This is a genomic window from Micromonospora sp. C41 (genome assembly GCF_018070485.1).
Classification (GTDB): domain Bacteria; phylum Actinomycetota; class Actinomycetes; order Mycobacteriales; family Micromonosporaceae; genus Micromonospora; species Micromonospora chalcea.
Map to the genome: position 1 here is coordinate 1 of NZ_JAGPXP010000075.1, position 342 is coordinate 342.

The window sequence follows — 342 nt, forward strand, 5'->3', positions numbered from 1 at the left end:
CCAGGATCTCGCCCTGCGCGTCCACGGTGATCTTCTGCGACAGGTCACCCTTGGCCACCGCCGTGGACACCTGGGCGATGTTGCGCACCTGCGCGGTCAGGTTCGACGCCATCGAGTTGACGTTGTCCGTCAGGTCCCGCCAGGTGCCGGCGACGCCGCGTACCTGCGCCTGGCCGCCCAGCTTGCCCTCGGTGCCCACCTCACGGGCCACCCGGGTGACCTCGTCGGCGAACGACGACAGCTGGTCCACCATCGTGTTGACAGTCGACTTCAGCTCCAGGATCTCGCCCCGGGCGTCCACGGTGATCTTCTGCGACAGGTCACCCTTCGCCACCGCTGTGG

The 342-nt window shown here is 68.1% G+C and carries 1 protein-coding gene; it reads right to left on the reverse strand.

All coding sequences use genetic code 11. The features are described from left to right. A partial coding sequence (locus tag KBX43_RS31265; protein ID WP_210888617.1) for a HAMP domain-containing protein occupies window positions 1-342 on the reverse strand: 342 nt, incomplete at both ends.